Annotated in this window: 24 protein-coding genes; all 24 read right to left on the reverse strand. The window is 37.1% G+C overall.

Annotation, left to right across the window (positions count from 1 at the left end; genetic code table 11):
• Positions 1–5: 5 nt before the first annotated feature.
• Positions 6–650, reverse strand: a complete 645-nt coding sequence (locus CKJ95_RS20475) for a DsbA family oxidoreductase (RefSeq protein WP_099355308.1) — start codon at positions 648–650, stop codon at positions 6–8.
• Positions 647–838: a hypothetical protein gene (locus CKJ95_RS20480; RefSeq protein WP_099355309.1), complete on the reverse strand. Its 192-nt coding sequence runs from the start codon at positions 836–838 to the stop codon at positions 647–649. Before CKJ95_RS20480 ends, CKJ95_RS20475 begins: the two co-directional genes overlap by 4 nt.
• Positions 839–977: 139 nt before the next feature.
• A complete protein-coding gene (locus tag CKJ95_RS20485) occupies positions 978–2,225 on the reverse strand; it encodes a competence/damage-inducible protein A (protein ID WP_099355310.1) in 1,248 nt (415 codons plus the stop codon).
• Positions 2,226–2,242: 17 nt separating this feature from the next.
• Positions 2,243–2,821 carry a CDP-diacylglycerol--glycerol-3-phosphate 3-phosphatidyltransferase gene (pgsA, locus tag CKJ95_RS20490; protein ID WP_099355311.1) on the reverse strand — a complete coding sequence of 193 codons (579 nt, stop codon included), beginning with the start codon at positions 2,819–2,821 and terminating at the stop codon, positions 2,243–2,245.
• Between the two features lie 91 nt (positions 2,822–2,912).
• Positions 2,913–3,827: a RodZ domain-containing protein gene (locus tag CKJ95_RS20495; protein ID WP_099355312.1), complete on the reverse strand. Its 915-nt coding sequence runs from the start codon at positions 3,825–3,827 to the stop codon at positions 2,913–2,915.
• Between the two features lie 99 nt (positions 3,828–3,926).
• Complete coding sequence (locus tag CKJ95_RS20500; protein WP_099355313.1) at positions 3,927–4,712, reverse strand: YmfK family protein; 786 nt, start codon at positions 4,710–4,712, stop codon at positions 3,927–3,929.
• 175 nt (positions 4,713–4,887) lie between these two features.
• Positions 4,888–5,130, reverse strand: a complete 243-nt coding sequence (locus CKJ95_RS20505; RefSeq protein ID WP_099355314.1) for a DUF3243 domain-containing protein — start codon at positions 5,128–5,130, stop codon at positions 4,888–4,890.
• A 106-nt stretch (positions 5,131–5,236) separates the two neighbouring features.
• On the reverse strand, positions 5,237–5,962 hold the full coding sequence (ymfI, locus tag CKJ95_RS20510; protein WP_099355315.1) for an elongation factor P 5-aminopentanone reductase: 726 nt from the start codon (positions 5,960–5,962) through the stop codon (positions 5,237–5,239).
• A 53-nt stretch (positions 5,963–6,015) separates the two neighbouring features.
• Positions 6,016–7,302: an EF-P 5-aminopentanol modification-associated protein YfmH gene (gene yfmH, locus CKJ95_RS20515; protein WP_099355316.1), complete on the reverse strand. Its 1,287-nt coding sequence runs from the start codon at positions 7,300–7,302 to the stop codon at positions 6,016–6,018.
• The gene (yfmF, locus tag CKJ95_RS20520; RefSeq protein ID WP_099355317.1) at positions 7,302–8,582 is read right to left on the reverse strand and encodes an EF-P 5-aminopentanol modification-associated protein YfmF; all 1,281 of its coding nucleotides are present in this window, start codon (positions 8,580–8,582) and stop codon (positions 7,302–7,304) included. Before yfmF ends, yfmH begins: the two co-directional genes overlap by 1 nt.
• A gap of 177 nt (positions 8,583–8,759) precedes the next feature.
• Complete coding sequence (locus CKJ95_RS20525) at positions 8,760–10,229, reverse strand: sodium:solute symporter family protein (protein ID WP_099355318.1); 1,470 nt, start codon at positions 10,227–10,229, stop codon at positions 8,760–8,762.
• Positions 10,230–10,480: 251 nt separating this feature from the next.
• On the reverse strand, positions 10,481–11,434 hold the full coding sequence (locus CKJ95_RS20535; RefSeq protein WP_099355320.1) for an ABC transporter permease: 954 nt from the start codon (positions 11,432–11,434) through the stop codon (positions 10,481–10,483).
• A 1-nt stretch (position 11,435) separates the two neighbouring features.
• Positions 11,436–12,500: an ABC transporter permease gene (locus tag CKJ95_RS20540; protein ID WP_099355321.1), complete on the reverse strand. Its 1,065-nt coding sequence runs from the start codon at positions 12,498–12,500 to the stop codon at positions 11,436–11,438.
• Positions 12,497–14,023 (reverse strand): ABC transporter ATP-binding protein, encoded by a 1,527-nt coding sequence (locus tag CKJ95_RS20545; RefSeq protein ID WP_099355322.1) that lies wholly within the window; start codon positions 14,021–14,023, stop codon positions 12,497–12,499. Before CKJ95_RS20545 ends, CKJ95_RS20540 begins: the two co-directional genes overlap by 4 nt.
• Before the next feature lie 121 nt (positions 14,024–14,144).
• A complete protein-coding gene (locus tag CKJ95_RS20550) occupies positions 14,145–15,254 on the reverse strand; it encodes a BMP family lipoprotein (protein ID WP_099355323.1) in 1,110 nt (369 codons plus the stop codon).
• Between the two features lie 106 nt (positions 15,255–15,360).
• Entirely contained in the window at positions 15,361–16,086 is a 726-nt protein-coding gene (locus CKJ95_RS20555; RefSeq protein ID WP_099355324.1) for a GntR family transcriptional regulator, read from the reverse strand.
• A gap of 203 nt (positions 16,087–16,289) precedes the next feature.
• Positions 16,290–18,620: a DNA translocase FtsK gene (locus CKJ95_RS20560; protein WP_099355325.1), complete on the reverse strand. Its 2,331-nt coding sequence runs from the start codon at positions 18,618–18,620 to the stop codon at positions 16,290–16,292.
• A gap of 225 nt (positions 18,621–18,845) precedes the next feature.
• Entirely contained in the window at positions 18,846–19,055 is a 210-nt protein-coding gene (locus CKJ95_RS20565; protein ID WP_099355326.1) for a YlzJ-like family protein, read from the reverse strand.
• On the reverse strand, positions 19,052–19,807 hold the full coding sequence (locus CKJ95_RS20570) for a ClpP family protease (protein ID WP_099355327.1): 756 nt from the start codon (positions 19,805–19,807) through the stop codon (positions 19,052–19,054). The genes CKJ95_RS20565 and CKJ95_RS20570 overlap by 4 nt, the downstream gene beginning before the upstream one ends.
• A 117-nt stretch (positions 19,808–19,924) precedes the next feature.
• Entirely contained in the window at positions 19,925–20,791 is an 867-nt protein-coding gene (gene dapA, locus CKJ95_RS20575) for a 4-hydroxy-tetrahydrodipicolinate synthase (RefSeq protein WP_099355328.1), read from the reverse strand.
• A gap of 134 nt (positions 20,792–20,925) precedes the next feature.
• Positions 20,926–22,167 carry an aspartate kinase gene (dapG, locus tag CKJ95_RS20580; RefSeq protein ID WP_099355329.1) on the reverse strand — a complete coding sequence of 414 codons (1,242 nt, stop codon included), beginning with the start codon at positions 22,165–22,167 and terminating at the stop codon, positions 20,926–20,928.
• Between the two features lie 29 nt (positions 22,168–22,196).
• Positions 22,197–23,249: an aspartate-semialdehyde dehydrogenase gene (gene asd / locus CKJ95_RS20585; RefSeq protein ID WP_099355330.1), complete on the reverse strand. Its 1,053-nt coding sequence runs from the start codon at positions 23,247–23,249 to the stop codon at positions 22,197–22,199.
• 126 nt (positions 23,250–23,375) lie between these two features.
• A complete protein-coding gene (dpaB, locus tag CKJ95_RS20590) occupies positions 23,376–23,981 on the reverse strand; it encodes a dipicolinate synthase subunit B (protein WP_099355331.1) in 606 nt (201 codons plus the stop codon).
• A 1-nt stretch (position 23,982) separates the two neighbouring features.
• The gene (gene dpaA, locus CKJ95_RS20595) at positions 23,983–24,882 is read right to left on the reverse strand and encodes a dipicolinic acid synthetase subunit A (protein WP_099355332.1); all 900 of its coding nucleotides are present in this window, start codon (positions 24,880–24,882) and stop codon (positions 23,983–23,985) included.
• Positions 24,883–25,146 lie beyond the last annotated feature (264 nt).

Below are 25,146 nucleotides of genomic sequence, written 5' to 3' on the forward strand. Positions count from 1 at the left end.
TTTATTTATTTTAAATGTTCTTCTTCCCATACCTTATCCAGAACTTGATTAAACACTTCAACTGGTTGAGCACCTGAAACAGCATACTTGTTATCAATTACAAAGAAAGGTACCCCTTGTACACCAACCGAACGTGCTTCAGAGATGTCATTCGTCACCTGATCAGTGTGTTCTTTACTTTCCATGACTTTGCGTACTTGCGCCCCATCAAGACCTACCTCTTCAGCCAAGCGAACAACTGTATCTGTGTCGTTTAAGACTTCACCTTCAGTAAAATGGGCAGCATAGAAACGATTGAAAAATTCATTTCCTTTTCCCTGCTCCTTTGCATATTGAAAAACGCGATGTGCATCATATGTGCTTGTAAGTTTAGCTTTATCGTAGTTGATCTCAACACCAGAATTTTTAGCCATGTCTGTCACTTGTTTAAGCATTGCTTCGGCCTGTTCTAATGGAACGCCCTTCATACTAGAAAAGGTTTCAGCATAATTTTGACCAGGAACATATTGCGCATCTGGCATAAGTAAAAAGCTTTTATATTCGATTTCAACTTCTTTTGCATGTGAAAAATTTTCTAATGCTTTATCTAAATGGGACTCCCCGATAAAACAGAATGGACATACAAAATCTGACCAAATTGTTATTTTCATTGTTTTCCCTCTTTCTCTTGATTTACCGGACCACAAATCCCAGTATTAATATCACAGACGAATCCTGAGGAACTGTCAAAGTCCAAGCTTTTTAATTTCTTGATGCCATTCAGTACTTTCAATGCCCCATTAACATCTTTTCCATCTGTTGAAGATGCTTCAGATTTAGACTGCTTGTCATTTAACATCATGCATTCCTCCGTTTCAAACAATATGATTATTGTAAATGATATTTCATTTGATTTCTAATAATTGAACTGAAGTATATCACACCCTTTTAAATTAGCAAAAAAGACGACCAACATGATCGTCTTTTTGAAGTAAAAATCAGTTTCTCTGTTCATTTAATAATTGTAGTAAATAATAAAAACCATATTTGACTGTTCTAGCTCGAATACCTTGACGGGATCCCGCTAATTGCAACGGAAAAACCTTAGTCGGTTGATCTAAATAAGAAATTCCAATATACACTGTCCCCACTGGCTTTCCTTCCGACTCACTTGGACCCGCTACACCTGTAAAACTAATTCCTATATCAGTTTTTAAAAGTTTCTTTACGTTCTCCGCAAGCTGTTCTGCTGTAGAACTGCTAACAGCCCCATCTGTATCTAGGGTTTCTTTCTTAACATGAAGCACATGTTCTTTCACTTCGTTTGTATAGCAGACGATTCCACCCTTCACAACTGCTGACGAACCCGCTAGATTGGTAAGCTCCTCAGCAAATAAGCCGCCGGTTAAGCTTTCTGCACTCGCAATTGTAAGCTTTGAAGTTTTAAGCTTATTCATGAGTTCATTAACGAGCGAAGTCGAGTCATACCCATATAAGAATTGACCTACTCTTTTTACTATTTCAGCCTCAGTACAATCTAGTAGTTGATTTGCTACATCAAGCGAGTTATGTTTTGCTGTAAGTCTAAGTGTAACTTCACCATCGCCAGCTAATGGGGCTATTGTAGGGTTTGTTTGATTGTCAATTAAATCCTCAATCTCTGTTTCAAGTTGTGATTCTCCAATCCCGAAGAAACGCAGCACCCTTGATTCAATTCGTTCTACAACACCAAGTGATTTTAATAAAAATGGTGCACCGTATGATAGAAACATCGGATTCAGCTCTTTTGGTGGTCCTGGAAAGAGCATATATGTAATCTTATCAACTTCAAATCCCATTCCAGGAGCCATCCCATGGTCATTTGGAAGGATTTCAGAACCCTCAAGTACGAGTGCTTGTTTTTTATTATTCTCGGTCATATGGCGATTAGTTTTCTTAAAGTAATCTTCAATACTCCGTAAGGCAGCTTCATCAAATACAAGCTGTTTACCTACTACCCTTGCAATTGTTTCTTTTGTTAAATCATCCTTTGTTGGCCCCAAACCACCAGTAAAAATGATTAAATCCGAACGAGATTGAGAGATTTTTATTGCATCCTCTAAACGGTTAGAATTATCACCAACAACTGTATGGTAATACACATTGATTCCAAGCTCAGCAAGCTGTTTGGAAAGAAACTGCGCATTAGTATTTGCGATTTGACCTAAGAGAAGCTCAGAACCTACGGCAATTATTTCAGCATTCATTGAAGAATCACACCATCCTATTTAGAGTTTGCAAAGACACCTTTGTTTTTCGCAAAATAATCCCAACCAGACACAATTGTAAATATAACTGCTACCCAGAGGGCAATCATATCAAATGGGATAGAAAGATATTCAAACGGCCAGTTATGTAATAATAATGCAGAAACAGCTACTACTTGAGCCCACATTTTAATTTTCCCGAGCATTTTTGCTGCAGAAACCTCTCCTCCTTCGGCTAGTAATAAACGTAAGCCAGTTACAGCAAATTCCCTACTTATAATAATAACAACCATCCAGGCTGGTGCTAGTCCAAACTGAACTAAACTAACTAATGCAGCTGATACAAGTAGCTTATCAGCAAGAGGGTCTAAAAACTTTCCAAGGTTCGTTACTAAGTTATGCTTTCTTGCCAAATGACCGTCAATCCAATCGGTACTAGAAGCAACAATAAAAATAATTGCTCCTACTAAATGGGCAACTGGAATAGACATTGAACCAATCGCAACATCACCCCATCCAAACGGAACAAACATGACAATTAAAAAAAGTGGAATTAAGCAAATTCTTGCTACCGTAATCTTATTTGGTAAATTCACAATCTTATACCTCCAACATTTACTAAAATTCTTATAATAGTGATAATACCACTTATACGAAACAAAAAGCCATCATAATGATGACTTTTTATTACTCTTCAGTTCCTGGAGTATACTTTATCGTAATAATTTGACGAACAATTTGGCCAGTATCAAATGGGTACGTAAAAGGCTCTCCATTGATTTCGACTTGAAGATCAGACGACCTTCCAACTGTTAAAATCACTTCAGTTTGATTTGTTAAATCAACCTCTTTTGTTGCACCATTCGCAATGGTTTCATAAATAAATCTTTCGTTTTGGGGATTTTGAAGTGTGACCCAAGATTGACCAGCATCTGCCGCCGTTACTTTTACCTTAAATGAATCTGCATTTTTCAACTCAAAGGTTGCAGTACTGGATTTTTTTTCAACCTCTACAAGCTCCTGAGCAGGAGTTTCTTCCACTGGTTCCTCTTCTTCTTCTTCTGAAGGGGTATTATCCGTTTCACCGGCTACTTGCTCCCCTTCTTTAGGCTTTTCTTTTTGTTGATCTTGAACAGGAGGTGGTTCATTTGATTCGTCGTATTCCGTTTCCTGACTCTCTAGTTGTGTTTCCGGTTCCTCAGCAACATCCTTTTTAGATACAAACCAGTAGATTGTCATTGCACCACCAAGAAGAAAAAGAGCCAATATGATGATTGGTACTTTATCAACAATTTTCGAATTTGTCGCAGAAATTTGTCTTCTTGATTGCACTCTTGATATTTGTTCAGGAATTTCATCATTATATGTACCAGGAATTTCTGACTTGTACTCCTCAAATAATTCATCAGGGTTAAGTCCCACAGCCTCGGCATATTGCTTAATGAATGCACGGACATAAAATTTACCTGGCATAACATTATAGTTTCCTTCTTCAATCCCCACCAAATACCTTTTTTGGATTTTTGTAATTTGCTGTAAATCATCGAGGCTTAAATCTTTTTGCTCTCTTGCTTCTTTAAGCCGAGATCCTAATTCAGACATTTTTTTCACCTACCAATTCCGGGATACCTATTGGCCTATTTGCGTTCATAATACTAGCATTTTTCTCTTTTTCAGTAAAGGATTAATCCATTAATAAATTCAAAAATTAAAACCGGAAAAATCAGAACTAGAAAACTGTTGGTCTTCTATATCGTATGTAATTTCCTCTTCAGGATTATTTCGAAGTTCAATAATATAGTCAAAGTCATTCAACGTATATTCTGTATGACGTACAAATATATCCGGATGCTCGACTAATTTAACAGCGGGCAGTCTCATAATTTCCCTAACAAGCTGTAGATGCCTCTCGGTTGCCCTTCTTGTTGAAACAATGCCATCGATAATAAAAAGATTATCAGCATTATATTCATCCTGAATTAGTTCATTTCGCATCGTTTGTTTCAATAATGTAGATGACACAAACAACCACTTTTTATGCGCACAAACACTAGCAGCAACAACTGATTCGGTCTTACCTACCCTCGGCATACCCCGAATTCCAATTAACTTATGCCCCTCTTGCTTAATCAGCTCTGCCATGAAATCAACAAGCAGCCCCAATTCATCACGCGTAAAACGAAATGTTTTTTTATCATCAGCGTCGCGTTGAATATATCGTCCATGTCGAACAGCAAGCTTATCACGAAGCTTCGGTTCCCTAAGCTTTGTAACGGTTATCGTATCCATTGTATGTAGTATTGATTCAAGTCTCTCGATTTGCTCATTGCTATCGCTTAATAAAAGCATGCCCCTTCTGCGATCGTCTACACCATTTATTGTAACAATATTTATCGAAAGCATTCCTAGTAAGGAAGAAATATCCCCTAGGAGTCCTGGGCGATTTTTTGCTATTTCATATTCCAAATACCACTCTTTTTTCTCCAAGTGTCCCAGCCCCTCATACAATCGGTGGTTAAAATTTCCAACTATGAAATATTGCATCATTTTTATTATAAACTAATCAGTTCATATTTTATAGAGGGGCATAAAAAAATTGAATAAAATTTACTTAAATAAAAAAGAGAGGAAAATCCTCTCTACATTCAACCTACTACCAAACCTATTGGACAAGTTTAATCATTACATTTGCAATCGCTTGTTGCTCTTCTTCAGAAGCAACGGTCCAGAGGTCCCGTAATACTTTTTCTTGAGCATTTTTTGGCTCTACTTCATTAGCTAGGTAATCACCTAATTGTTGAGCCATATTACTGATAACTTGTTGATCCATTCCTTCAGATTTAGCATGCTGCAAGCGATCACCTAAAAAATCTTTCCACTCTTCAAAATTGTCTAGTACTGACATAAGTGACCCTCCTTATAAGGTTAATACAATGTTAGTTTGTCGATTGTAAGATAAATTATTCATTGAAATTTATGTCACGTTTTCACACTTGCACTCATTATAAAAACTAACAATGCCAACCACCATTTACAGACAAAACTTGTCCGGTTATATAAGAAGCTTTGTCGGAGAGTAAAAATCCAACCGTATTCGCTACCTCAATTGGTTCACCTATTCTTCCCATTGGTATCTCTTCACTAATACCTTGTAAATCATCTTCAGTGAACTCCTGTAGCATGTGTGTATTAATCGCACCAGGTGCCACCGCATTCACTCGTATTCCACTTAATGCAACTTCCTTCGCTAATGCTTTTACAAACGAGATTTGACCTCCCTTTACCATGGAATAAAGCACTTCACAAGATGCCCCTGTTAGTCCCCAAATTGATGAAATAACAATGATATTTCCACTTTTTTTCGTTATCATAGCAGGAAGAAGGGCTTGGGTTAACATATAAGGTGTACTTACATGAAGCTGCACCATTTGATCGACCGTCTCTTGATTAAAATCAGTCATTAGTCCGTACACGCTTTTTCCGGAATTATGAACAATGGAGTCAATTGGGTGCTGGATTTGAGTAACCACAGATTCTACACCGTTTTTTTGACTTAAATCAGCCTTTACAAGATATGATTCTACACCTTTACTATTTAAGGCTTCCGCTAAACTTTTTACTGCCTTTTCATTTTCGTTGTAATGAAGGTATAACGAATAACCTAGACTGGCAACTTCTTTTGCAATAGCACTTCCGATTCCTCCACTAGCACCTGTAATTAATGCGTATTTCTTCATATTCATTTCCCCTTAAAAAAGCATCCTTTTGGTAAAGGATGCTTAAACATTTACTACTTTTTAGGTATTACCTGACACTCCGTCATTCTAATTTCATCGAAAATTTCATTTCCAGTTTTCGTAATATCATCAACAGTTATACTTTCCATTATAGGAACGACGTCAAATAAATTCATATCATTAAATGCATATCTTGTAAACTGGTTTGCAATATAATCTGGCGAGTTTAAAGAGCGTAAAAATGCTCCAATCTTTTTCTTTTTAACACGGTCCAATTCTTCTGAAGTGATCCCTTGTTTTTTACTTGAGAGCATAATATTTCGTAATTTTGCTGATAATTCATCGGGATTCGAGGTATCTCCACCCACAATCGCAAAACCAAATCCTTGTTCTTCCGTGTAATCAAACGAGAAAGTATCATCAATTAAGCCTTCATCATACAATGCCTGATAATGCTTGGAACTTTTTCCAAAAAGCCAATCCAAGAGAATCGTCATCGATAATTCCTGTTTAAGTAATTCATCACCTTTACGTGAAGGATTTAGGGCCTTCACACCAACCATACACTTTGAAGATTGAACGTTCATTTCTAGTACTTTCTTCTTTTCGTTTACTTCGATTGGTTCGTCCTCGAAATGGCGTTTAATTTCAGATTGGTCCTGATAATCTTTTTTGGATTGATTAGATTTGATTTGCGCCATTATTTTTTCCGGGTCAATCGGACCAACAACAAATAGAACCATATTACTCGGATGATAAAAGGTTTCATAGCATTCGTAGAGCATATCTTTTGTAATTTTGGCGATGGAATCAATTGTTCCAGCAATATCAATTCGGACCGGATGATTTTTGTACATATTCTCAATTACACCGAAATAAAGTCTCCAGTCAGGATTATCATCGTACATTGTAATTTCTTGACCAATGATTCCTTTTTCTTTTTCAACTGTTTTTTCTGTAAAATAAGGACTTTGGACAAAGTCAATTAATGTTTCTAGATTTAGTTCAACATTAGATGTACTCGAAAAAAGATAGGCTGTTCTTGTAAATGATGTGAAAGCATTCGCAGAAGCACCCTGTTTACTAAAGTCCTGAAACACATCTCCATCTTCTTTTTCAAATAACTTGTGCTCTAAAAAATGTGCAATCCCATCAGGTACTGCCGTTAATTCACTTTTCCCTAATGGTACAAATTGGTTATCAACTGAACCATAATTAGTCGTGAAGGTTGCATATGTTTTATTAAATCCTTTTTTCGGAAGAATGTAAACGTTAAGACCATTTTCAAGCTTCTCGTGAAAAAGTACCTCTTGGAGTTGATCAAATGTGATTTTATCCATTATGACCGCCCCTCCAATCCAGTAAGGAAGTAGATGGTATCAAGTTCAACTTTTTTGGCAACATTGACTACTTCCTCCTTTGTGACTGCTTCAATTCCAGCTATCCAATCCTCAAGCTTTCTTGACTTCTGTGAAATAACATTATGATATAAAACTTCAGCGATACCACGGGATGTATCAATTGTTTCAAGTAACTGATTTCGAATGACAGCTTTTGTTTGAGCTAGGATATCCTCTGTAAAATCTCCATCAATCATTGCCTTCATTTGTTCTTTGATTATGGTTACTGCTCGGTCATAATTATTTACATCAATTCCGGACATCACCATCAGAAGACCCTTATGACTTTCCACCCTTGATGCTGCATAGTATGCAAGGCTTTCTTTTTCTCGGACATTTATAAATAATTTTGAGTGTGAAAAACCACCATAAATCCCGTTAAACACTTGAAGAGCATCATAGTCAGGGTCACTATAAGTTGTATTTGTCCGATAGCCAATATTGAGCTTACCTTGTTTTACATCTTGGTTTTCGATTACTTCATTAACTTTTTCAACCTGCTTGGTTTTCGATTCAATTTGTGGACGTGTGCTACGCTCCGAAAACGTAAATGTTGATGAGACCACTTCTTTTACCTTTTCAGGTTCAATGTTTCCGATAATATATAAGTCAATCTCATCTTCAGCCAATGCTTTTTGATAATATGTGTAAAGAGACTTTGCTGAAATGCTGTCTAGGTCTTCAATTCTACCGTTTACATGAAGGTGATAGGGTTCATCCTGACACATTTCTTCAACTAAACGCAAATTCGAATATCTCATTTTATCATCATAAACAGCTTGAATTCGTTGTTTAAGGCTTCGTTTTTCTTTTTCCACGACTGTACTTTTAAAAGCGCCATTTTCTGTTACAGGAGATAGAACAATTTCCTGCAACAGGGTGATTGCTTTGTCCAGCAATGGGGTTTGGTCTTTTAAAAATATTTCATTAGCTATTTCCACGAAAAAAGTAATAATATGGTGTTCCCCTTTTTTCGCTAGGTCCACATATAATACAGCACCATATAATTCATCTAAATAGGAGCGTAAACTCGTTGTTGAGGGGTAGCTAGGTGTTTCACTTTGCAATACATATGGAAGTAATGCTCTTTGTGTGACATATTCCTCTTCCAGCGGAGCTTTCATTCTAAATACAATTGTATTCGTTTTGAATTTATCTGTTTTAACCGTATGGAGCGTGAAGCCGTTTAATTTATGCTCATTTTCATCCAATAAAAACATCTTATACATAGCCTCCTTTTTGGTCATAGCAAAACACTATATGGCTATATTTTAACCAAAACTAATTTTTAATCTTAGAATCACTATAACCTCAAATTAGTAATAAATTCAAGTTTCGCCTCCTAAATTTTTCATAATAAAGAAAAACAAACCAGTACAAACTGGTTTGCTAATCTATCATTGATTTTTTGAAAGTTCACTTTTTAAATATGACAAAAATTCATTCGCTTTCTTTTCAGGCGGTCTAGTTGCAAGACTCACTCCTACAAATATCACAATAGAAAGCAGCAGTCCCCATACACCTGAGCCATAGCCTAACGGCTTATACTTTATAGCTTCAAGCAATATCACAACTAATCCACTTATCGTAACACTAGACATAACTCCTATTGCGGTGCCTCTTTTCCAAAAGAAGGCTCCGATAATTGCAGGAACGACTACGATTAAGCCTGCCGACGATGCCACAGAAAGAACGGCAATTAAATCTAATTGTAATTCTGCGAATCCATAAGCGAGAATTGCGATGATAGGAATAATGATTTTTCCTACCTTTAATTGTTGTCTTTCATCCTTCGCTTTAGAGGACATGCCATATACATCTCTCGCAAAAAGAGAAGAAAGGGTTAATAATATTGAATCAATCGTGGAAATAGCTGCTGCCATAATTGCTACCATGACAATTACCCCCAGAACGACTGGAACATGATCGGAAGACAGAAGATTAGGCGTTGCTACATCCGGATTCTCAAGTCCTGGGAATAATAAAATCGCCGAATATCCCCACATTACCGACACAATTGTATAAATAAAGCCGAATACGAGGAAACCTAATAACATTTTCCGTAAACTTCCTAAAGATGAAGGCATATATAAACGTTGACTCACCTGAGGATTAGAAAGACTAAAGAATATCCATGGAATAGTTAAAGATAAAAAGGTAGGGAAACTAAAGTACCCATTTCCCGGTACTGTTAATGAATCTGGATGACTTGTCCGCAATTCGTTAAAAAAGCTACCAAAACCACCTAGTGCATTTACTAATAAGATAACTACTAGGGTCGAGGAAACAATCATCACAAGAGCTTGAAGGGAATCCGTCCACATCACAGAGCGAATTCCTGAAATATATGTAAAAATTAGTGCTAAAATTGTTGCTAAAATTGCTCCAGTAGTAAAGCTTATCTCCCCATTTGTAATCCCTTGTAATAGATAGCCCACACCCGCTAATTGAACGGCGCTATACGGAATTAGAAAAATACAGCTTGAAATCGAAATTATAGCTGCAACCCTTTTATCATCGTAACGATCCCCTAACATCTCAGACGGTGTCACATAGCCAAATTTCTTTCCGACAATCCAAAAACGCGGTCCAAAAAAGGCAACTAGAGTAACCCCCATAAAATAAACAATTTCAAAACCTAATGCCCCTACACCACCACGATAAGTTAAACCAGCTAATCCAACCATCATAAAAGCACTATAAGTCGTTGCACTATAACTTAAGGCGGACACAAAACCGTTCATTTTTCGGTTACCTAAAAAGTAGCCCTCCATATTTACTTGCTTTTCACTTCTTGATAAATAGGCGATAAAGATTGACATCACAATATAAATGGCAATTCCCCACCAAACATAAGTAGCACTCATCAATCCTCACCTCCAGTTCCTTGTCAGAATGTAATTTATAATAATAATGACTAATGCCAAAACAATCCACAATAGAAAACTGCCGTACCAAGCGGTCACATCTGTTAAAAAAACATAAGGAATGATATAGGCCAACAGCACTAAGAAGAGGCATAATAGCCCCCAAAACGATTCTTTTTTGCTCATTATTGTCCTCCCATTTCAATTTAAAAAAGGAATGACACTTCTGCCATTCCTTTAAAAGTATAATCTTATCGTTTCCCAGAATCAAATGGTTCTCCCGCTGCTTTAGGTGCTTGAGAAGATTTAGAAAAGATAACTAATGCAATTAAAGTTACCACATATGGGAAAATCTTTAATATGATTGGTGGGACAACTGCAAGCTCTGGGATAACTTGTGAAACGTTCGCAACTGTACTTGCAAAACCAAAGAATAAAGTTGCTCCAAGAATCCCAAGCGGTTTCCATTGTCCAAAGATTAAAGATGCAAGTGCCAAGAAGCCTAAACCTGAAACTGTTCCAGTAAACTCCCCTGCATACGTCACAATGATAAGCGCCCCTCCTAAGCCTGAAAAAGCACCTGATAGTATAACACCTAGATAACGAATTTTTCTAACATTTACACCAGCTGCTTCTGCTGCCTGTGGAAATTCACCACATGAACGTAAACGAAGCCCTGTCTTTGTTTTATATAATACGAACGAGCTTATTAATAAAACAAGTAAGATAAACCAAGTAGTTGGATAGGTTTTCGTAAAAAATAAATCTCCAATAACAGGAATCGAGGATAGCCCCGGAATATCTGTTGGTGTAAATCCACTAGTAATACGAATATTCCCACTACCTGTAATATTTCTTGCTAAAAATACGGTAAGTGCACCTGCAATCATATTGATAGCAGTACCACTGATAATTTGGTTGGCATTTAAGTTAATGCTAGCAAATGCGTGTAAAAGAGAAAAGAGGATTCCCACAATCGCAGCAACTAATAAACCGATCCAAAGAACTAAATTATGGTTTGACATTGTATCTTGAAGATAATAGATCGTTAGAGCACCAGCAAAAGCTCCAAAGATCATAAGGCCATCTAAGCCAATGTTAACAACACCACTTCGTTCACTGAATAGTCCTCCAAGTGCTGTTATTAGAAGAGGGATTGTAAAAACAATTGCGTATGGAAAAATCTGTTCAACTAAAGCCCACATTTTACGCTTCCTCCTTTTTCACAGCTGAACTGTCATTACGACGTTTTTTGAACTTATTCAATAAGCGTTCAATTAAAATACTCGTAGCAGCGAAATAGATAATGATAGCTATAATTGTATTTGCAATCTCTGGTGGTATTTCCGTCATTGCATTCATAAATCCTGTTCCAGAATAAAGGATTCCAAAAAATACTGCCGCAAAGAACACACCGATTGGACTGTTTGCTCCTAACAATGCTACTGCTATACCATCAAAGCCTTGAGATGGTAAGATACCGATTTGCATGCTCGTTGCATTTCCTGTATACATCGCAACTCCTGCAAGACCAGCTAGTCCACCGGAAATTAACATAGATAAAACAATATTTGTATTAACACGCATACCAGCATATTCTGCAGCGTGACGGTTGAAACCAACTGCTTTCAATTCAAATCCCAACGTAGTTTTGTTTATGATAAACCCAACAATGATAACCGCAATAACACCTAAGAATAAACCTAAGTTAATATAAGACCCTTGGAACATATCTGTTAAAAATGGTGCTCTTAACGTTGCTTCGTCTGGTAACTTTTTTGATTCAGTTTCAAGGAATTCACCTTTGAAATAACCAGGAACTACATAATATACAGTCCAATAAGCAACCCAGTTCATCATGATCGTTGAAACAACCTCATGAACATTAAATCTTGCTTTAAGCAATCCTGGTATAAAGGCCCATAGAGCACCACCAAGGAATCCTACTAAAATCATTACGAGGAGTAGAATGGGTCTTGACCAGTCAAATGTTAAGCCAACTGCAGTTGCTAGTAACCCACCTATCAGCATTTGACCAGAGGCACCGATATTAAATAAACCTGTACGGAAAGCAAAAGCAACCGATAAACCAGTAAAGATCAATGGTGTTGCTGTCGCCAATGTATCCCCGATTCTTGATATATTTTTTAATCCGCCTTGGAAAAGGTAAGCATACCCTTCAAAAGGATTACTACCGATAAATAACATTAATAATCCACCGGCAATTAGCCCCAACAGTACGGCGATTAATGAAATAATTGTATTTCTCATACACTTCTCTCCTTACCTACACCCGCCATCATGAGGCCTACCTCATTTTCGTTTGTCTCTGAGGCATTAACAACCCCAATGAGTTCACCGTTGTTGACGATGGCAATTCGATCAGATAGCTGTAATACTTCATCTAATTCGAGTGAAATTAAAAGTACCGCTTTACCTTTATCTCGATGAGCGATCAATTGTTGATGAATATATTCAATTGAACCTACATCTAATCCACGAGTTGGTTGAACAGCTACTAGCAATTCAGGATCTAATTCAAGCTCGCGTCCGATAATCGCTTTTTGTTGGTTACCACCAGATAAGGTTCTTGCAATTGAAACTTCTCCTTCTCCTGAACGCACATCAAAATTTTCTAAGATCTTCTTTGCATACTCTTTCATTGCTGATACATTCAGAAGTCCATGTTTTGAAAATGGACGTTTGTTATATACCTCTAACACCATATTGGATTGGAGTGTGTAATCTAAAACAAGGCCACGCTTTTGTCTATCTTCCGGAATATGGGCAATCCCTTTATTAATTCGTTGACGGACAGGGAGATTCGTAATATCTTCCCCATTTAATAGGATTTTTCCTGACTCCGCCTTGCGAAGTCCTGTAATCGCTTCCACTAGCTCAGATTGACCATTTCCTTCAACACCTGCAATCCCAACTATTTCACCTTTCTTTACAGTCAGAGAAAAGTTCTTTAACCCCATTACTTTTCTGTTATTTTTCACAGAAAGAGAATCTATTTCTAATACCATTTCACCTGGTTTACTTTCTTCTTTATCAACTTTAAATGAAACATGTCTACCAACCATCATTTCAGCTAAACTAGCTTCACTTGAATCAGCAACATTAACTGTTCCAATATATTTTCCACGACGAATAACTGTACAGCGGTCTGCAACTGCTTTGATTTCCTTTAATTTATGAGTAATGATAATGATTGATTTTCCTTCTTTAATTAAATTACGCATGATTTTCATTAATTCATCTATTTCACTTGGAGTTAATACAGCTGTAGGCTCGTCAAAAATAAGCACATCCGCTTCCCGGAATAGCATTTTCATAATTTCAACCCGTTGTTGCATACCTACTGAAATATCTTCTATTTTCGCATGCGGGTCGACATTTAGCCCATAATACTTTGACAATTCTTCAATACGTTTTGCAGCACTATCAATATCAAGGACCACACCGCCCTTTAATGGCTCGCTCCCTAATATGATGTTTTCAGTAACTGTAAAATTATCAACAAGCTTAAAGTGTTGATGCACCATACCAATCCCCAGACGGTTTGCCACATTAGGATTGTTAATATGAACTTGTTCACCATTTACCTTAATGATCCCTTGTTCCGGTTGATACATTCCAAATAATACGCCCATTAGCGTGGATTTTCCTGCCCCATTTTCACCAAGTAGAGCATGTATCTCTCCCTTTTTCAAAGTAAGAGTGATATTATCATTTGCCACAATACCAGGAAATTCCTTCCTAATATTCAGCATTTCTACAACATATTCCATAGTAGCACTCACCTTTTTAATAGACTCAAATCCTTTTTACACCAGACTTGTGTAGATATTGACATTTGAGGTTATATACAAAAGAGACGGATGAAAACAACCGTCTCTTTTTCAACTAATCTTACTTGATTAAATTACCTTGTTCACCGGAGACTTTGATTTCATCAGATTTAATCTTTTCAAAAATCTCTTTAACTTGGTTGACAGTTTCTTCGCTTAAGTTAGGATTTTCTTCTGGAATACCAACTCCATCATTTTTCACATCATATGTTAGAGTTTCTCCACCAGGGAATTTTCCATCAAGCTCTTGTTCAATTATTTCTTGAGTTGCATGTGCAAGCTTCTTCATTGCAGATGTTAAAGTAATTGATTTTTCACCTTCATAAATTCCTTCAGAATATTGATCAACGTCAACACCGACCATCCAAACTTCTTCTCCTGCTTTAGCGCGATTTTTAGCTTCAGTAAACGCACCTACACCAACACCACCAGCAGCAGCAAAGATTACATTTACACCACGGTCATACATTTGAGCAGCAATTTGTTGACCAGCTGCTGAATTATCAAATGAACCTTGATATACTACATTGTCTTCTTTAATACTAAAATTCGTTCCTAGGTTTTCATTTGCATAAGCTAAGCCTTGTTGGAAGCCCCAGTTGAATTTTTGAACAGCTGGAATTTCCATACCACCGATAAATCCAGCTTCTCCTTCTTTTAATTCAAGAGCAGTAGCTACACCAGCTAAGAAACCAGATTCATGTTCAGCAAAAAATACTGCAACACTATTATCAGCAACTGCTGGAACAAAGTCGCCTTTGTGTGGGTTACCATCTAGAATAACAAATTTTGCATCTTCATATTTAGATTGTGCTTGATAAATTGCTGTTTCAAATTTGAAACCTGGTGCTACGATGAATTTATAACCTGCATCGTAAAGGTTGCCCATCTCTTTTAAGTACTCTGCTTCAGTTGTACCTGCTGGCTTAAGATACTTTTCTTGAATGCCAAGCTCTTCTTTAGCAGCAAGAATTCCTTCCCAAGTACCTTGGTTAAATGATTTGTCATCAATTGTACCTGCATCAGTTACCATACCTACTTTAAGATCGGCACCTTTGTTATTACCTTCTCCTGAACCTGTACCTTCTTCGTCTGCGCCTCCACATGCACCTAATAATGTTCCAGCTGCAAGAAGAAATGCAAGACCAAAACCAGCTTTCTTTTTAAACATGGATTAACCCCCTATAAATTTTAATATAAAACCAATCCTTACTTTAAATATCTGTTAGTAACGGATTACTTATTCACCTCCTTAAAGTTTGCTTTTTACTTACAATTTATAACACACGTTTTCTAACGACATGGAATGAAAATTTATCAGCTCTAAAATAGTTTTGTGAAAAAAGGATCGGTTCATCTTTTTCATCATAATGCATCTGTTTTAATAACAATAATGCTGTCTCAGGATCGCAGTTTAAGATTGGCGAAATCGTATCGTGATACCCAATTGGCTCAATATATGTAACCGCGTAAGTAATTTTTCTTCCTGCTTTTTTTTCCAATAAATCAAAGAGAGATTCCTCATGTGAATAATTTGCTGGTAAATTTTTCGAAAGAATTTTGTCTATACAGTACACAACAGGCTCGCCATTTGCGGTACGTACTCTTTCTATTTTTGTTATTTCTTCAGTTTCCGGACAACTAAAACTCTTTATGTCCTTATCCGTAGGTTCTTTTACCGTTCTCGATAAAAAGATCGTCCCAGGTGACATACCAGCTTGGATAATCATATCTGTAATACTACTTATTTGCTCGATTCCTGAATTAAACAGAGGTTTCGCATTTACAAAGGTACCTACACCATGTCTTCTAATAATGACGTTTTCTTCTTCAAGAATTCTCAACGCTTCTCTTAAAGTTGCTCTACTAACTCCTAGCTGCTTTGCTAAGAGAAATTCTGATGGTAGTTTTTCTTTCTCTTTGTAGACACCATTTTCGATATCAAGTCTGATTTGATCTATTACTTGCAAGTACAATGGTCGATTATCTAACTTGATAGTCATCTGCTACTCCTCCATTTTTATGTATAGTCATCAGACCTCTGATGTTAGACCGATGTTAATCCGAATTAAATATATCATCTTTTCAAAAAGAAATAAATAAGAATTGCGTAATTTGTCGAAAAAAAAGAAGAGCAACTGCTCTTCTTTTTTCAAGAATAAGTCAAAGCTCCTTGCTTTTGAAACTGGAACTTTACCGGATAAACTTAACTTCCTACTTCTTCATTTTTTGATGAAATAAGGACTGCTCTTGGCTTGCTACCCTCGTAAGGACCGACTACACCTCTGTCTTCCATAGCGTCAATTAATCTTGCAGCTCTTGTATAACCAACTCGAAATCTACGTTGTAACATTGAGACAGATGCGGTTTGCATTTCAATTACGAGCTGAACAGCATCATCATATAATTCATCATCCACTTCTTCTATTGTTTCAACGGTATCGGTAGGAATCATTTCCTCTTGATATTGAGCTTTTTGCTGAGCAATTACAAAGTTAACAATCTCTTCAACTTCATCATCTGATAAAAAGGCTCCCTGAACACGTACAGGTTTTGATGCTCCTACAGGTAGAAATAACATATCACCTCGTCCTAACAGCTTTTCTGCCCCACCCATATCTAAAATGGTTCTTGAGTCAGTTTGAGACGAAACACTAAAAGCAATTCGGGAAGGGATATTTGCTTTAATAACCCCTGTAATAACATCTACTGATGGTCTTTGTGTTGCTATGATTAAGTGAATTCCAGCAGCCCTCGCCATTTGTGCTAAACGAGTGATAGAATCCTCAACATCTGTTGAAGCGACCATCATAAGATCTGCTAGTTCATCTACGATTACAATAATATAAGGAAGAGTTGGTTGTTTCGCCTCTTCTTCATTATTATGGCGACGAACATATTCATTATAACCTTCAATATTTCTTGTGTGGGTATGGGAGAATAATTCATATCTTCGTTCCATTTCATTTACGACTTTCTTAAGAGCTTGTGACGCCTTCTTAGGATCTGTCACAACAGGAGCCAATAAATGTGGTATTCCATTATAGACATTTAACTCAACCATTTTCGGGTCAATCATCATCATTTTTACTTCGTGTGGCTTGGCCCTCATAAGTACGCTAGTAATTATGCCATTAATACAAACACTCTTACCGCTACCAGTTGCCCCAGCTACTAATAAGTGAGGCATTTTGTTAAGTTCTGCAAACTTAGCTTCACCTGAGATATCACGGCCAAGTCCAATTAACAATTTAGCATCTGAACGCTGAGGTTCAATATCCTCAAGTACCTCACGTAATGAAACCATCGCAATTTCAGAATTTGGAACCTCAATTCCAACAGCTGATTTTCCAGGAATAGGCGCTTCAATCCGAATATCTTTTGCAGCTAATGCAAGGGCTAGGTCATCACTTAAATTTACGATTTTACTAACCTTCACACCCACATCCGGGTACACCTCATATTTTGTTACCGCAGGGCCAAGATGGACTTTTGTAACCTTCGCCTTTACACCAAAGCTATGGAATGTTTTCTCTAGTTTTCTTGCATTTTCGTAAATATTTTCATGTTCTGCACTCTGACTTGTTTGCTTTGGTGGATGCAGCAACTCAATAGGTGGTAGTTCATAATCAACATTCTCAAGCTCACCTTCTGTAAAGGTGATTGGCATCTTTTCATCATTTTCTTCTTCTGAGACTTGTTGTTTTTGCTGATGTTTTTCATGTTGAGTCACTTGTTCTTTTGTATAGGCCTTATCCGCAAAGTTTGAGATAATCGGTTCAATAGGAATTTCAACAGGTGCTTCATTGATATCATCATCTGCTGAAACTTGAGCATCCTTAATTTTATGCTCCTTTTTCTTTTTCTGCTTTTCTTTTTTAGGCTGGTTCTTCCGTTGCTGAAACCAATTCACTATGTCATCCATAAATGCAATCCATTGATTTCGTATAAATGAAACAACTGGGCCAAAGATTTTTGCAATTGTATCGTGAAGTGATTTTCCTGTAACAAGCACACCACCAATGACGATTAAAAAGACAGAAATGATTTTTGTCCCCGCTTCATCAAATAAAAAATATGAAGCTGCAAAAAGGATTGAACCAATCATGCCTCCGCCTAAATCGGTTGTACTTGTATCACCATTTACAACGGCCCAAAACATGCTCCAGGTATTTTTAATAACACTTGGATCAGTGAATTTGCCTTCGTTTGTTTGTAAATTAAATAATGGAATATGACTTAATAACAGCATGGCGCTTATGATTAAGTAGACACCAATCAATTGCCTTGTAATCATTTTCGGTAAGGTTCGATTCCAAATAATATACAGTGAAATAAGTAATAATCCTATTAATCCAATAATGTCCCAATTCCCAAGGAAAAATCGAAATAAATAGACAAGACCTGTTCCTACCGTGCCAAGTCTTGCTAAACCAATACAAGCTAAAGCTAGTAATAATAATCCTAGCAATTCAAATTTAAGAGTTTTTTTCCACTCATCTTTCCGCTTCGACTGTCTACGTTTTCGTTTTGCCATACTACACCTACTCTACCTATCAATAATAAGAAAGAAGCAGCCACAACATGGCTGCCTACGTGATGAAATTAGTTAAATTATAGCACATTATACCAATTTAGGACAATTGATGAAATGATAGGTTTAATTCTAGAAATGTTGATTTTTAGCAACCTTTCGGCCAAGGCTTAGACGTCTTGTGAAAACCAATAGTTTTACAAGAATGAGCAAAGAATGTTTTGTAAACTATAGTCTGATTTTCTGCCCAGGTGAGTATCTTCCGTCTAGAAAGTGCTGTGGGTCAGTACTCATAACTCTTTCAATTGTATATTCACCATTTTGGGCTTGGCTAACGGCCAGTGAAACACCGTTTATATCGACATACTTAAAATTACTTTCTTCCATTTCAGTTTGTGGATAAATTAGCTCTTGTGGCATCATAGTGTATAAAATCATTGAATCATCTGCCCGCTTTCTTCAGTAACATTCCTCTCATCAATTAACTGATTTAATTTCTTAATGGCCTGTCCAATTCCACCAATTTCATTAATTAGCCCGTATTTTACAGCATCAGAGCCTATTACATTCGTTCCAATATCCCTTGTTAAATTACCCTTCGAAAACATCAATTCCTTGAATTTATCTTCGGTTATTTGCGAATGCCCTGTAACAAAATTAACCACGCGCTCTTGCATTTTATCTAAGTACTCAAACGTCTGAGGAACACCGATAACAAGACCCGTTAGTCTTACTGGATGGATTGTCATCGTCGCCGTTTCGGCCACAAAAGAATAATCACATGCCACGGCAATTGGAACACCAATCGAGTGACCGCCGCCTAAGACAATTGAAACAGTTGGTTTTGAGAGTGATGCAAGCATTTCTGATATTGCAAGCCCTGCCTCAACATCTCCCCCAACTGTATTTAAAATAACTAGTAAACCTTCAATTTTTGGGTTTTGTTCAATCGCGACAATTTGAGGTATAACATGTTCATATTTAGTTGTTTTATTTTGAGGTGGTAATTGAATATGACCTTCAATTTGGCCAACAATTGTAAGGCAATGTATTTTACTGTCATTTGACATTTGTGGGACATTGGTTTGTCCTAGTTGTTGGATCTTATCAACTAATGATGAGCCCTTTGTTTCATTTTTATCCTGATCCCCTTGTGGTTGATCTGCATTTATGTATTGATTGTTATTCATCGTATTCTCCTTTCAACCCATTTACCATTTAGTATAAACACATGGTTCTATTTCATTCCCGAAAGTGGGTGAAAGAAAAAAGCCAATCAGTAAGATTGACTTTTTAAACATATTTTATCATCCGATTAATTTTGTTAATTCAATTCGTTCTTGTTCGTTTAATGGAACAAGTGGTAAACGAACAGATCCAACGTCTAATCCCTTGATTTGAAGAGCTGTTTTTACAGGAACCGGATTTGGTGCCGTAAATAGTCCCTTCATAATTGGTAAAAGTTTCTGATGATGTCTAGCTGCCTCAGTATTGTTTCCTGTTAAAAATGCTTTTACCATTTGTTGCATTTCATTACCAATTACATGGGCAGAAACTGAAACAACACCTTTTGCTCCAATTGAAAGAGCCGGCAATGTAATTCCATCATCCCCACTGTATAAATCAAAACTCTCATCAGTATTAGCAATGATTTCAGTCATTGCTTCTAAACTTCCACTTGCTTCTTTAACAGCAACGATATTTTGTATTTTCGACAATTTAATAATGGTTTCTACTGACATATTAATAACCGATCTACCTGGAATATTGTATAGCATAATAGGTAGTTTTGTACTTTCAGCAATTGTTTTAAAATGCTGATAAAGTCCTTCTTGACTTGGCTTATTATAATATGGAACAACAAGCATTATTGCATCGACACCGGCTTCTTGTGCTTTTTTTGTTAACTCCATCGATGCATACGTATTATTGCTGCCTGTTCCAGCGATTACTGGAACCCGACCGTCCACAACTTTTACAACGTGACGGAAAAGAGCTACCTTTTCCTCGGAAGATAATGTTGGAGATTCACCCGTTGTCCCTGCTACAACCAGAGATTCTGTACCATTATTTATTAAATAATTAATCAACTGAGTTGTTTTACCGAAATCGATATTTCCTTTATTATCAAATGGTGTCACCATAGCTGTAGAGATTCTTCCAAAATCAATCATGCTTTTACACCTACCCCCATCAATTGCGCTAGGCTTATTTCCTAAAAACCTAGGCTTGCTCTAAAAAATTATACGTGAAACGATATGTTAAAGAAAGGGACTCCTCCATAACGGAGGTTCCCTTAATTGTCCTCTTAAAAGTCTACCACTTCTGCTCCAACAGGTCCATCAGATAAATGGAATGCTTTATGAAGAGCGTTAATGGCTTCCTTCATTTCAGATTCTTTAACAAGTACCCAAATGGTTGATAGACTATCTGCTGATTGCAAGATTTGAATTCCTTTTTCTGAAAGTGCTGTTACAATTCGAGCAGTCACTCCTGGTACGCCGTTCATTCCCGCTCCAACAGTCGCTACCTTCGCACATTTTTCAGTTACCTGAGGTTCATAACCCAATTCTTTCAGTTTATTAACTGCGCGGGCTGTCATTTCCCCCGAAACCGTATAAACAACACCATTTGGTGTGATGTTAAAGAAATCCACACTTATTTTTTCATTAGCCATTGCCTTAAATACTTCTGTTTGAAGATTGTATTGACCTTTTTTTGCTTGAACCTTTAATTGCGTTACATTTGTCACGTGTGCAATACCTGTAATTAATCGATCCTTAACCTCGACACCTCGACGTTTATCAATTGTTGTTACAAGTGTACCTGGTGCATCCGAATATGTTGAACGTACCCTCATTGGTACCTTTGCATCCATCGCAATCTCTACTGCGCGTGGATGAATTACTTTTGCACCTTGATATGCCATGTTCACGATTTCGTTATATGTGACGACTGATAATGGCTTTGCATCACCAACGATACGTGGGTCTGCTGTCATAACACCTTCTACATCTGTAAAAATATCAATCCACTCAGCCTGCAATGCAACACCAAGTGCAGCTGCAGATGTATCACTTCCACCTCTACCTAAAGTCGTAATGTCACCTGTTTTAGAGATTCCTTGGAAGCCTGTGACTACTACCACATCATGGGTTTCGAGTGTTTGTAGCAAACGGTCACACTTCATTTCAATAATTCTAGCATTTGTGTGATCACCATTTGTTCGGAAACCCGCCTGCCCACCATTTAAAGCAGCTGCAGATATCCCAGCTTTATTTAACATATTAGTAAAAACGACACTAGAAATGATCTCTCCGCAGGACACTAGCATATCCATTTCCCTATCACTAATAGTTGGATTTTGCTCCCCTACTAAGCTTAACAGTGTATCAGTTGCATATGGGTCACCCATTCTCCCCATAGCCGATACAACGACAACTACTTTATATCCATCAGAGACGGCACTTTCAATATGTTTTTTTGCTCTTTCCCTTGATTCTTCATCCCGTACTGAGGTTCCGCCAAATTTTTGAACAACGATATTCATGAAACCACCTCATGTTTTGGTTCAACAATTTATTTTGCTACTAAGCCTAGCTTTATAAGACTGCCAGCAATTTGTACGGAGTTCCATGCAGCGCCTTTTAGTAGATTGTCAGATACTACCCACATATGGAACCCATTATCTTGGTCTAGGTCTTTTCTGATTCTTCCTACGAACACATCTTTCTTACCAACTGCATGAATTGGCATTGGATACACTTGCTCTGCTGGATTGTCTTCTAATACAATTCCTGGTGCAGAAGATAATAATTCTTTTACCTCTTGTGCAGACACTTCATTTTGTGTTGTTTCAAAGTAAACAGATTCTGAATGTCCTGTTTCAACTGGTAAACGAACACAAGTTGCAGCTACATGAAGATCAGGTAAATGCATAATCTTCTTAGTTTCGTTTATCATTTTCATTTCTTCAAAAGTAAACCCATTATCCTCAAATTTATCGATTTGTGGAATGGCATTAAAAGCGATTTGGTAATGCTTTTTGTCACCTTTTACAGGTAAGATCTTTGGAGCAACTTCATTACCTTCGATAATATCCTTCGTTTGCTCATTCATTTCTTGAATCGCAGCAACCCCAGAACCTGAAACTGCTTGATAAGTTGAAACAATAACCTTGGATAAACCATAAGCTTTACGAACTGGTTCTAAAGCTACAACCATTTGAATGGTAGAACAGTTTGGATTTGCAATAATACCATTGTGATTTAAAAGATCATTTTCGTTGACCTCTGGTACTACTAATGGCACATTTTCATCCATTCTAAATGCACTTGTGTTATCAACTACAATTGCACCTCGCTTAACCGCTTCAGGAGCAAGTTCTTTCGATACTCCTCCTCCAGCACTAAACAAGGCAATATCAACACCTTCAAATTTTTCTGGAGTTGCAACCTCAACTGTTATTTCTTTACCCTTATACTCTATCTTTTTACCAGCAGAACGTTCTGATGATAATAAAGTTAATTTTGTTAATGGAAAATCCGTTTCTTCAAGTGTTTTGATCATTTGCATTCCTACAGCACCTGTAGCACCTACAACCGCAACATGTAATTCTTTTTCTACTGTCATTTGAAATTCCCCTTCCTAGTATTACTAGAACGTCTAATTTACGTTTAATGATATATATTTTACCACATACAAGTACTAAAGGAGAGAAGAATTTTCATTCTTTCTCCTTTATTCAAAAAATTGTCGTTATTCTTCGTCGTCACGGAATCTTTCTACAATTACAGGTTGTAATTGCTTTCCTTCAATTGCTGCTGCAACAGTGTCCCTTAGCATTGTCATCCGTGCAACCATTGAATTTGGCTTTTTCGTTGGTGCATCTTGGCCATACGGAATAAAGTATATATTTTTTGTTGCCATTAATCTCATTAGGTTCACACCATTTAAACCTAGTGCGTCATTTGTGGATATTCCCAAAACAACAGGGGACTGATTACGTAAGGTTGCTTTAGCAGCCATTAAGACTGGAGAATCTGTTAAAGCATTCGCGAATTTACTCATTGAATTCCCTGTAAGTGGTGCAATGACCATGCAATCAAGTGGAATTTTCGGACCTAATGGTTCTGCTTTTACAATCGAATCAATTGCTTTATTCCCTGTCGCTTTTTCAATTCTTTCAATCCACTCTGCGCCTTCTCCAAAACGTGTATTTGTTGATTGAACTGTCCAAGACACAACAGGTATAACTTCTGCACCCTCATCTACCAGTCTAACTATTTCTGGAAATACAGCATCGTACGTACAGTGAGATCCTGTAAGACCAAATCCAATTCTTTTTCCTTTTAATGAAGTCATATTATTCGTTCTCCTCTCTTTGTTGTAATAACTCAAGAAGTAGTTGAGATAATACATTCGCAACAATTTGACCGGCTGTCTTTGGAGCGACAATACCAGGTAACCCAGGCGCTAATAAGGCTTTAATCCCTCTTTTTTCTGCATATCTAAAATCTGTTCCCCCAGGCTTAGAGGCTAGATCAACAATCAATGTATGGGCAGGCATTTTCGAAATCACACTAGCCGTCACGATTAATTTTGGGATTGTATTAATACAAACATCAATATCCTTAACTTCTTCAGCAATATCTGAGAGATGAAAAGGCGTTAATCCCATTTCCGTAATTCTTGCAATATGCTCTGTTTTTCTGGCACCCACTTTAACATTTGCCCCTAAAGCAGCAAAGCTTCTCGCAACACTCATTCCAACTCTTCCAAGACCTAATACAGCCACTCTCGAATTATGAATGGTTATATCAGTATGTTGAATCACCATCATAATGGTTCCTTCAACTGTTGGAATGGAATTATAGATTGCAACATCGTCTCTTTCAAATAAACGCACTAATTTTCGATTGGTTGCATTAATAATCCCATCTAAATACGAGTTGCTAATTCCCGAATAAACAACACAGTGAGCAGGTGTTTGTGATAGAATATCTTCAGTTAAGACGACTGTTTCATTTGAAAAAATCGTTTCAACCTCTCCCGCACTGTTTGTTCCTGATACCGGTAAAATAATCGCATCTATATCTGTAAAGTCGATTTCGTCTAATCGTTCTTTTGAAGCTCCAGTGAATCCATGATCTAATTGATCAAATCCAATTAAAGAAAGCCTTGCATCTAATTCAATTAGTTTACGAATTACTTCCAACTGTCGTGCATCTCCACCAATAATAGCCACATGCATATCAGTTAACATACGTTTTATCACCTTCTTTTACCTAAAGTGAACCCCGAGTGAATGTTAGTCATCACGTCGGAGAACTTCGGTTTCTTCATATCGTTTTTTGAGGGTAAGCCCCTCAACAATCCATAAAATCACCATAATTTTATTTACTTCACCATACTATGAGGCATTGCTTAAATAGGTGAAAGAACAAGCTGAAATTTGCTCAGGATAACATTTCCTTAAAAAAATGAAAAAAACCCACGGAATCCAAAACACAACTATAATTAGGGATAG

Source organism: Fredinandcohnia onubensis (assembly GCF_002734285.1).
Lineage (GTDB): Bacteria > Bacillota > Bacilli > Bacillales > Bacillaceae_L > Ferdinandcohnia > Ferdinandcohnia onubensis_A.

Coding starts and splice junctions, on each gene's coding strand:
- CKJ95_RS20475 (WP_099355308.1), bottom strand. CDS start 650: ATGAAAATAACAATTTGGTCAGATTTTGTATGTCCATTCTGTTTTATC.
- CKJ95_RS20480 (WP_099355309.1), bottom strand. CDS start 838: ATGTTAAATGACAAGCAGTCTAAATCTGAAGCATCTTCAACAGATGGA.
- CKJ95_RS20485 (WP_099355310.1), bottom strand. CDS start 2,225: ATGAATGCTGAAATAATTGCCGTAGGTTCTGAGCTTCTCTTAGGTCAA.
- CKJ95_RS20495 (WP_099355312.1), bottom strand. CDS start 3,827: ATGTCTGAATTAGGATCTCGGCTTAAAGAAGCAAGAGAGCAAAAAGAT.
- CKJ95_RS20505 (WP_099355314.1), bottom strand. CDS start 5,130: ATGTCAGTACTAGACAATTTTGAAGAGTGGAAAGATTTTTTAGGTGAT.
- ymfI (WP_099355315.1), bottom strand. CDS start 5,962: ATGAAGAAATACGCATTAATTACAGGTGCTAGTGGAGGAATCGGAAGT.
- yfmH (WP_099355316.1), bottom strand. CDS start 7,302: ATGGATAAAATCACATTTGATCAACTCCAAGAGGTACTTTTTCACGAG.
- yfmF (WP_099355317.1), bottom strand. CDS start 8,582: ATGTTTTTATTGGATGAAAATGAGCATAAATTAAACGGCTTCACGCTC.
- CKJ95_RS20525 (WP_099355318.1), bottom strand. CDS start 10,229: ATGAGTGCTACTTATGTTTGGTGGGGAATTGCCATTTATATTGTGATG.
- CKJ95_RS20535 (WP_099355320.1), bottom strand. CDS start 11,434: ATGTGGGCTTTAGTTGAACAGATTTTTCCATACGCAATTGTTTTTACA.
- CKJ95_RS20540 (WP_099355321.1), bottom strand. CDS start 12,500: ATGAGAAATACAATTATTTCATTAATCGCCGTACTGTTGGGGCTAATT.
- CKJ95_RS20545 (WP_099355322.1), bottom strand. CDS start 14,023: ATGGAATATGTTGTAGAAATGCTGAATATTAGGAAGGAATTTCCTGGT.
- CKJ95_RS20550 (WP_099355323.1), bottom strand. CDS start 15,254: ATGTTTAAAAAGAAAGCTGGTTTTGGTCTTGCATTTCTTCTTGCAGCT.
- CKJ95_RS20555 (WP_099355324.1), bottom strand. CDS start 16,086: ATGACTATCAAGTTAGATAATCGACCATTGTACTTGCAAGTAATAGAT.
- CKJ95_RS20560 (WP_099355325.1), bottom strand. CDS start 18,620: ATGGCAAAACGAAAACGTAGACAGTCGAAGCGGAAAGATGAGTGGAAA.
- CKJ95_RS20565 (WP_099355326.1), bottom strand. CDS start 19,055: ATGATTTTATACACTATGATGCCACAAGAGCTAATTTATCCACAAACT.
- CKJ95_RS20570 (WP_099355327.1), bottom strand. CDS start 19,807: ATGAATAACAATCAATACATAAATGCAGATCAACCACAAGGGGATCAG.
- dapA (WP_099355328.1), bottom strand. CDS start 20,791: ATGATTGATTTTGGAAGAATCTCTACAGCTATGGTGACACCATTTGAT.
- dapG (WP_099355329.1), bottom strand. CDS start 22,167: ATGAATATCGTTGTTCAAAAATTTGGCGGAACCTCAGTACGGGATGAA.
- asd (WP_099355330.1), bottom strand. CDS start 23,249: ATGACAGTAGAAAAAGAATTACATGTTGCGGTTGTAGGTGCTACAGGT.
- dpaB (WP_099355331.1), bottom strand. CDS start 23,981: ATGACTTCATTAAAAGGAAAAAGAATTGGATTTGGTCTTACAGGATCT.
- dpaA (WP_099355332.1), bottom strand. CDS start 24,882: ATGTTAACTGATATGCATGTGGCTATTATTGGTGGAGATGCACGACAG.